General features: G+C 46.9%; 7 protein-coding genes and 1 tRNA gene. 5 read left to right on the plus strand and 3 right to left on the minus strand.

All coding sequences use genetic code 11. The annotated features are described in order from the left end of the window. Positions 1-154: 154 nt before the first annotated feature. Positions 155-1,003, plus strand: coding sequence for an S-formylglutathione hydrolase (fghA, locus tag ACTHSQ_RS01155; protein WP_440370978.1), 849 nt, complete (start codon positions 155-157; stop codon positions 1,001-1,003). Positions 1,004-1,097: 94 nt separating this feature from the next. Here the strand turns inward: fghA and recA are convergent, their stop codons facing one another. The 3 genes from recA to ACTHSQ_RS01170 form a co-directional block, all read right to left on the minus strand. Then, positions 1,098-2,144, minus strand: coding sequence for a recombinase RecA (gene recA / locus ACTHSQ_RS01160; protein WP_003680794.1), 1,047 nt, complete (start codon positions 2,142-2,144; stop codon positions 1,098-1,100). 147 nt (positions 2,145-2,291) lie between these two features. Continuing rightward, positions 2,292-3,584, minus strand: a complete 1,293-nt coding sequence (gene aroA, locus ACTHSQ_RS01165) for a 3-phosphoshikimate 1-carboxyvinyltransferase (protein WP_440370979.1) — start codon at positions 3,582-3,584, stop codon at positions 2,292-2,294. A 261-nt stretch (positions 3,585-3,845) separates the two neighbouring features. Further along, the gene (locus ACTHSQ_RS01170) at positions 3,846-4,451 is read right to left on the minus strand and encodes a CoA pyrophosphatase (protein ID WP_440370980.1); all 606 of its coding nucleotides are present in this window, start codon (positions 4,449-4,451) and stop codon (positions 3,846-3,848) included. A gap of 175 nt (positions 4,452-4,626) precedes the next feature. Here ACTHSQ_RS01170 and ACTHSQ_RS01175 point away from each other — a divergent pair, with 175 nt between their 5' ends. From ACTHSQ_RS01175 to ACTHSQ_RS01190, 4 genes are all read left to right on the plus strand, one after another. Further along, complete coding sequence (locus tag ACTHSQ_RS01175) at positions 4,627-6,489, plus strand: tetratricopeptide repeat protein (protein ID WP_440370981.1); 1,863 nt, start codon at positions 4,627-4,629, stop codon at positions 6,487-6,489. A gap of 56 nt (positions 6,490-6,545) precedes the next feature. Further along, complete coding sequence (gene lolB, locus ACTHSQ_RS01180) at positions 6,546-7,130, plus strand: lipoprotein insertase outer membrane protein LolB (protein ID WP_440370982.1); 585 nt, start codon at positions 6,546-6,548, stop codon at positions 7,128-7,130. Between the two features lie 8 nt (positions 7,131-7,138). Beyond that, positions 7,139-7,987, plus strand: coding sequence for a 4-(cytidine 5'-diphospho)-2-C-methyl-D-erythritol kinase (gene ispE / locus ACTHSQ_RS01185; protein WP_314058927.1), 849 nt, complete (start codon positions 7,139-7,141; stop codon positions 7,985-7,987). A gap of 5 nt (positions 7,988-7,992) precedes the next feature. Further along, positions 7,993-8,068, plus strand: a tRNA-Gln gene (locus ACTHSQ_RS01190). Position 8,069: the final 1 nt, after the last annotated feature.

The following is an 8,069-nucleotide window of genomic DNA, read 5'->3' on the forward strand; positions in this document are numbered from 1 at the left end:
GATTTTAAATGCTGTCGGCGTAATGATTTCGCATGATTGTCAAGCCTTGTTTAAAGCAGATTTGGTTGCTTTAGAAAGATGGGGCAACAACACGATAGACAGGTTTTGCGCTAACATTCTGCTTATTGTTGGTTGTTTCCTTACAAGGGATAAAATGAAAAATTCAGAATTGCATTTGCTGGAACGCAGAAAGATGTTTAACGGGCATCAGGAACGGTACCGCCATTTTTCTCAAACCTGCCGGACGGACATGGTATTTGATGTCTATCTGCCGCCACAAGTCTTAAAAGGTTATCCTGCGCCTGTTTTATATTTTCTTTCCGGCTTAAATAGTGATGGTTCTGAATTGGTTCGGCAAAGCGGAATCCAGCGTTTTGCGGCGCAATGGAATATTATTGTGGTTTTTCCGGATACCTCGCCACGCTGTCAGCATGTTGCCGACAGCGAGGAATATTATCTTGGACAGGGTGCCGGATTTTATGTTAACGCAACTGAAGCACCTTGGGCGCAGCATTACCAAATGGAAAGCTATATCAGCCAAGAATTGCCTGATTTGATCGGGCATAATTTTCTGGTAACAAAAGAGCGCAGCATTGCAGGTTTCAGCATGGGCGGGCATGGTGCGCTGCATTTGGCTTTGAACTATCCCGGCCGATATGTCGCGGTTTCCGCTTTTGCGCCTTTATGTCATCCTATCGATACGGAAGGCGGCAGGCAGGCGTTTTCAGCTTATTTGGGTCAAAACGTGGAAACATGGAAGCGCTATGACAGTACAGAGCTGCTTCAGACGGCCTCGCATAAATTGCCTGTTTTGATTGATGTCGGCAGTGAAGATGCTTTGTATCCTGAAGTCCTGCAACCGGAAGTGTTTGTCCGCTCCGCACGTGAAAAAGGTTTCAATATCCAATATAAAGTACGTCCGGGCTATGGGCATGACTATTTCTTTATTGCCAGCTTTATCGATTCGCATATTGAGTTTCACGCCCAAGCATTGGGGCTTTAAGCAGTATTGAATAAAAGGCCGTCTGAAATCCGATTAATGGTCGGATTTCAGACGGCCTTTATTTGGCTTATTTAACCTTTAATTTCAAACAGACTTATTCCTCAGGACGTTCGCCGTCGGTATCGTCCAATTTGCCTTCGGTAATATCGACATTGATACCGACTGCTGCACGGATTTTGGCATCGATTTCGTTGGCGATATCAGGGTTTTCTTTCAACCAAACACGTACATTGTCTTTACCTTGGCCGATTTTTGCGCCGTTGTAGCTGTACCATGCACCGGATTTCTCAACGATGTCATGTTTGACACCCAAATCAATCAATTCGCCTTCCCAGCTGATGCCTTCGCCGTAAAGAATATCGAATTCGGCTTGACGGAATGGGGGCGCAACTTTGTTTTTGATGACTTTGACTTTGGTTTCGTTACCAATAACGTCATCGCCTTTTTTAATCTGACCTGTACGGCGGATGTCGAGGCGGACGGAGGCGTAGAATTTAAGCGCGTTACCGCCGGTCGTGGTTTCAGGGCTACCGAACATCACGCCGATTTTCATACGGATTTGGTTGATGAAAACAACCAATGTATTGGTGCGTTTGATGTGGCCGGTCAGTTTGCGCAGGGCTTGGCTCATCAGGCGGGCTTGCAGGCCGACGTGGCTGTCGCCCATTTCGCCTTCGATCTCGGCTTTAGGCACAAGTGCGGCTACGGAGTCGACAACGACCATATCGATACCGCCTGAGCGCACCAATGTATCGCAGATTTCCAATGCCTGCTCGCCGGTATCCGGTTGGGAGAGATAGAGTTCTTCGACTTTTACACCGAGTTTACGGGCGTAAATCGGGTCAAAAGCATGCTCGGCATCGATGAATGCGCAGATACCGCCATTTTTTTGGCATTGAGCAATGGCTTCGAGACAGAGTGTGGTTTTACCGGAGGATTCCGGGCCGAAAATTTCAACCACGCGGCCGCGGGGCAGACCGCCAACGCCGAGTGCCAAGTCTACGCCGAGGGAGCCGGTGGAAATAACATCAAGGTTTTCTTCCTGTTGGCTGCCGTCCATTTTCATGATGGAGCCTTTGCCGAAGTTTTTTTCGATTTGGGCAAGGGCGGCGGCTAAGGCTTTGCTTTTTTCGTCTGACATGTTTTCTCTCCGAAAGGAAATATGAATCGCTAAGAATTTATTTAGCTATTATCGCATAAATTAAGAAAAAGTATAGTTTTATTTTTATTTTTCAGACGGCCTGTGTTTTTTGTATGCAACAGGCCGTCTGAAAATTTGAATAATCAATCAGTTGGTCAATGATGTAAAAACTTGGAAATAGTCGGGGAAAGTTTTATGCGTACATTTCGGGTCGTTGATGATGACGGGGATGCCCAAAAGCGAAGCCAGCGAGAAACACATGGCCATGCGGTGGTCGTCATAAGTATCGATGACGGCATCAGGGGTAAGTGTTTCGGGCGGCGTGATATGGATGGCTTCGGCTTCTTCGATGACTTCTGCACCCAGTTTGCGCAGTTCGGTTGCCATGGCGGCGATACGGTCGGTTTCTTTAACGCGCCATGAGCCGATATTGCGCAGGGTGCATGGTTGCTTAGTAGCTAGTGCGACGATGGCCAAGGTCATGGCCGCGTCTGGAATATGGTTGGCATCCAAATCAAAAGCCTGAATCTTGCGATCGGCAGGACGGGAAATTTCAACAAAATTTTCGCCCCAAATCACATCTGCACCGATTTTCTCCAATTCGCGCGCAAAGGCAACGTCGCCTTGGATGCTGTGTGCGCCGATACCAGTTACGCGGATGGGTGTACCCGCAATCAGGCCTGCGCCTAAGAAATAAGACGCGCTGGAGGCATCGCCTTCTACATATAAATGTTCGGGCGCATGATATTTGGCACCGGCCGGGATTTTAAATACACGATAGTCTTCATTGATGATGTCCACACCAAACTGCGCCATCAGCTTGAGCGTGATGTCGATATAAGGTTTGGAAATCAATTCGCCTACCATGTGGATTTCAAATGCTTGTCCGGTCAAGGGCAAAGCCATCAGCAGGGCGGTCAGGAATTGGCTGGAAACATTGCCTTTAATCGGAATAACGCGCTCGCCGTTGTCTTGGCGTTTACCGATCTGAAGCGGAGGGTAGTTTTCATTGCCCAGATATTGTACGTCCGCACCTGCAATGCGCAGCGCATCCACCAAATCGCCGATGGGGCGTTCGTGCATACGCGGCACGCCATGCAGATGATAGTCGCCACCCAAAACGGCAAGCGCGGCAGTCAAGGGGCGGAATGCCGTACCAGCGTTGCCTAAAAACAAATCGGCGGTTTGGTTGGGAAAGCGGCCGCCGGTGCCATGAACTTTCAGACGGCCTTCAGGTAAAGATTCAATGTGTACGCCGAGTTTGTCGAGTGCTTCAAGCATTCGGTCGGTATCGTCGGATTTGAGCAAAGAATGGATTTCGCAAACGTTGTCGGAGAGTGCGGCTAAGAGCAGCGTGCGGTTGCTGATGCTTTTGGAACCGGGCAGGGCAACGGTGGAAGGCTTGAGTGTAGAAGCGGGCAGGCGGATGGATTCGGTCATGGCTGGGCTAAGCTCGTTTGAATTGTAAATCAGACCGATATTATACGCAGGCAAAGGCCGTCTGAAAAATGAAGAGAGCACAATTTATTTGTGAAAAAATGAATTTTTATATCGTTACACTATTTTCCAGTTGTTTATTTTGAAATTTTCTGCTTCTGTTTTGTGTTTGCCCTATAACTTATTTTGTTGTGGCAGGTATATAACCAAACACCATAAGAAAATCAGAAACCATTCTTTCCTATTTTTTCAGACGGCCTTGCCTTATTTTAAAGCTTGGCAATATTGCTGATAACGTTCTGCCAGTCCATATAGGATGATTGCTGTCAGCCCCCAAATGTCGTAGTGTCGGAAAGGCAGGGCAGGGATGGCGAGGGTTTGATTGTTGTGATGAAGCTGACGGAATGTGTAGTTTTGCAGGTTTAAGGCAAAATCCAAAGGCAGATAAAAAATTTCTGCTACTTCGTCGGGGTTGGCTTTTGGGTTGACAGAATGGGTGCAAACTGCGGGAACAGGCGTAACACGGTAGCCGGAAGGCGTGTCATAAAAGGGTAGCGGCGCAAAAGTCTGCCATGTGGTAATCGGAATGGCGGTTTCTTCATAAGCTTCTCTTAACGCCGTTGCCGTTAGGCTGTCGTCTTGGGTATCTTTACGGCCGCCGGCAAAGGCGATTTGTCCGGTGTGCTGCCTTAAGGTTTCGGCCCTTTTGGTCAGTAAAATTTGCCACGCTCCTTCATGCAAGACAATGCCGACCAAAACGGCTGCTTCTTTGACCGTTTTTGGGGTAACTAATTGATTGCGCTCTGCTTGCATACGGCTGCTGAAGCGTGAAGCTTGAGTTAGGAAATGGATAAGGTGGTCGGTATTCATTTTTGGCGCTGATCGTTTTATGCAGATGAGGATTACACAAGGTTTACGGTTACCGTGTCAACAAAATAGGGTGCGTGTGTTACAGTTATGCCTGAATGATAAATAAAGCTTTGCATCTGTTTTGCAAGTGCTTAGGCCGTCTGAAAATGTCGGCAGGTTCTCAAAAAGGATAGTTATGTTGTTTTTCCCATCCCGTATTCGAGTAGCAGCTGCGGCTGTAATGATGTTGTTTGCTACACAAACTTTTGCCGCGCCCGGCGATTCAAATGCAGTTTTTGAATCGGCTAAGATTATTAAAAAGAAAAGCCGTGCCGACCGTTTTTCTCCCGAAGAGCGCGAGCAGGAGCGGATACGTCTGTTGGGTATACAAAACCGTACCTCGCAGGTTTTCACTTTGTTAAATTCAGAACTGGCTCTGCAAAAGGGTGATGCGGCTTCTGCTCTGTTTACTTATATTTTGACGTTGCATCGCACCAAATCTCCCGAAGTGGCCGAACGCGCTTTGGAGATGGCAGTTTCTTTAAATGCCTTTGAACAGGCTGAAGCCATTTACCAAAAATGGCGCGAAATCGAGCCGGAGCCTGGTGAAACACAAAAGCGTATGACTTGGTTGCGCAATTTGCTGCTGGGCAAAGCCGATAAGAATTTGAGCGGATTGGACAAGGTGATTGTCGGCGGTAGTGAAGACGAGCAAAAGCGCGTGTTCCTGCTTTTGGCACAAACCGCAGCACAACAGCCGAATCTGACCAGCGATGCGGTCAAACAAGTGCATAAAACGGCACTGAATTATAAAGACTTTCCAGAAGCGGCGATTGCGGATGCAATTTTTAGTGCAAAAGACGGTCAAAAGAAACACGCCATTGCGGCATTGCAGCGATTGGCCAAGTTGGATAACGAAATTTTGCCGCCGACTTTTGTTACGTTGCGACTGATGGCGCAACGGCATCCTGATATTCTGGACGGCTTCTTCAAAGATACAGACACCAAAACCTTATCTCCGATTTGGCAGGAGTTGGACATCGCCAATTTGATCGCTCATGGTCAAAATGATCAGGCCTTTAAGCGTTTGCAGACTTTGTTGGAAGAAAATCCAAACCCTGATTTGTATATTCAGGCCGCCTTATTGTCCGCCAGCAAGACGGAAAATATTTCTGCGGTAAACAGCTATCTGGAAAAGGCTTATAAAGCCGGTACGGAAGAGCAGCGCAGCCGTGCGGCATTGATTGGTGCGGTTTCTTATAATGATGCTGAAGAATTTGCGAAAGCCAAACAATGGCTGGACAAAGTAACGGCTACGGCTTATACGTTTGATAAAACCATTTTGGCTGCTTCCATCGAAGCCAAACAGGGCAACCATAAAGAGGCTTGGGCTTTGGTGCAACGCGCACAAAAAATGCCCGAGCAAAGAGGACGTTATTTTGAAGCCAGTGATTTGCTGAATACGGCTTTGTTTGTATTGTCTAAAAATAACAATCTTCAAGAATCGTTGAACGCTTTGAACAGCTTGGTAAATTCTACCGAAAAATCCTTGAAGACCCAAGCTTCTCCCGAGCTGTTTGCCAATGTGCTGTATCAGCGTTCGATGGTGTATGAGAAGCTGAATCAGCCAGGCAAGGCGATTGCCGATTTGCGCCGAGTTGTTGAGTTGTATCCGGATAATCCACACGGTTGGAATGCTTTGGGCTATACCTTGCTGTCCAACGGCAAGGATTTGGAGGAAGCGTTTAAAATGGTTCAGACGGCCTATCAAATGGAGCCGGAAAGCGCAGCAATTAATGACAGTGTAGGCTGGGCGTATTATCTTAAAGGCGATGCGCAAATGGCGCTTCCATATATCCAATATGCCTATGAAAAAGAACCTGAAGCCGAAGTCGCCGCGCATTTGGGCGAAGTCCTATGGACGCTTGGAGACCAAGACAAGGCCAAAGAAATCTGGAATGACGGTTTGAAGCACGGAAGCAATCTCCGAGTATTAAAAGAGACAATGTCCAAATTCGGTATAACGTCCAGTAAACCGCATGCTCAAAAACACAAATAAAACCAAAAGGCCGTCTGAAAAGCGTTTGATTTCAGACGGCCTATGAAGGAATATCCATGAATTTAAAACAATTATCATCGGTTGCTGCCTTGTTGTTTTTAGCTGCTTGTGCGCAGCCAAACTTACCTCAGCAAAACAGTTGGCAAGCAGCAGAGCAGGTGCAGGATTTTAGTGCAGACGGTCGATTGGCTGTTAAAGTGGAAGGAAAAGGCTCTTATGCCAATTTTGACTGGACTTATCAGAATGCGGTTCAAACCATTGATGTGAATACACCATTGGGCAATACCGTTGGCCAGCTGTGTCAAGACAGTGAAGGCGTATTGGCAGTAGACAGTAAGGGTAAGGTTTATCAGGCGGAAACGGCTGAAGAATTGAGCAGACAGCTTTTGGGTTTTGCTTTGCCGGTTCAATATCTGCATATTTGGGCAGATGGCAAACGCGTTGCCAATGCGCCATACAAAATCCTGCCTGACAGCCGACTGGAGCAGTTTGACTGGACGATATCGCGCACTTTAAATAGTTCGGGACAGCCCAAAACGCTACAACTTGAAAATGCCAAGTTTAATATCCGCTTGGTGTTCGATACGGTAAACCACTCTTTGGATAAAAATGGACAAACCCGATGCGCAGCACGCAAATAGAGGATAACATGTTTGTTTCAGCGGAAATCCAAGCCTTTCCTGCACCGGCCAAATTAAATTTGGATTTGAGGATTACCGGTCGCAGGAGCGATGGTTATCATAATTTGGAAAGTATTTTCTGTTTGATCGGCTTATACGATACCGTTCATCTGAAAATGCGTACCGATGGGCAAATTATTCTGCATACGCCGGTTGAAGGGCTTGAGCCTGAGCAAGACTTGACTTATCGGGCGGCTAAATTATTACTGCCCTATGCAAACGTGCCGCACGGCATTGAAATTTGGTTGGATAAAGTGGTTCCGACCGGTGGAGGTTTAGGCGGCGGCAGCTCCGATGCAGCCACAGTTTTAATGGTTTTAAACCAATGGTGGCAATGCGGCTTGAGCAGACAGCAACTGATTGATTTAGGTGTAAGCCTTGGTGCGGATGTTCCTTTTTTTATTTTTGGAAGAAGTGCTTTTGCCAAAGGCGTGGGCGAGAAACTGGCTGAAATAGATGTTCCTAAACAATGGTATGTTATCGTTAAACCCCCCGTCCATGTGGCAACCGCTAAAATTTTTGCACATGAAGGCTTGACACGGGATTCCAAACCCAGCATAATGCCGACTTTCCAATCGTTACAGCCGTTTCAAAATGATATGCAGGCGGTTGTATTTCAGGAATATCCTGAAGTTTGGAAGGCTTATGTTGAGTTATCCCAATATGGTCATGCATTAATGACCGGTTCCGGAGCATGCTTATTTATAGCATGTGAATCTCATCAAGAAGCAAATACAATTTACCAACAGGTTTCTCAATCATATGAAGCTTATTGTGTGGAAGGATTAGATATTCATCCGCTGTTTTATATGATTTAGTAAGTTGGGGAGTCGTCAAGCGGTTAAGACACTGGATTTTGATTCCAGCATGCGAAGGTTCGAATCCTTCCTCCCCAGCCAA

The sequence above is a fragment of the Neisseria sp. P0009.S008 genome, assembly GCF_051958615.1.
Classification (GTDB): Bacteria; Pseudomonadota; Gammaproteobacteria; order Burkholderiales; family Neisseriaceae; genus Neisseria; species Neisseria subflava.

Coding starts and splice junctions, on each gene's coding strand:
- recA (WP_003680794.1), bottom strand. CDS start 2,144: ATGTCAGACGAAAAAAGCAAAGCCTTAGCCGCCGCCCTTGCCCAAATC.
- ispE (WP_314058927.1), top strand. CDS start 7,139: ATGTTTGTTTCAGCGGAAATCCAAGCCTTTCCTGCACCGGCCAAATTA.
- ACTHSQ_RS01170 (WP_440370980.1), bottom strand. CDS start 4,451: ATGAATACCGACCACCTTATCCATTTCCTAACTCAAGCTTCACGCTTC.
- aroA (WP_440370979.1), bottom strand. CDS start 3,584: ATGACCGAATCCATCCGCCTGCCCGCTTCTACACTCAAGCCTTCCACC.
- ACTHSQ_RS01175 (WP_440370981.1), top strand. CDS start 4,627: ATGTTGTTTTTCCCATCCCGTATTCGAGTAGCAGCTGCGGCTGTAATG.
- lolB (WP_440370982.1), top strand. CDS start 6,546: ATGAATTTAAAACAATTATCATCGGTTGCTGCCTTGTTGTTTTTAGCT.
- fghA (WP_440370978.1), top strand. CDS start 155: ATGAAAAATTCAGAATTGCATTTGCTGGAACGCAGAAAGATGTTTAAC.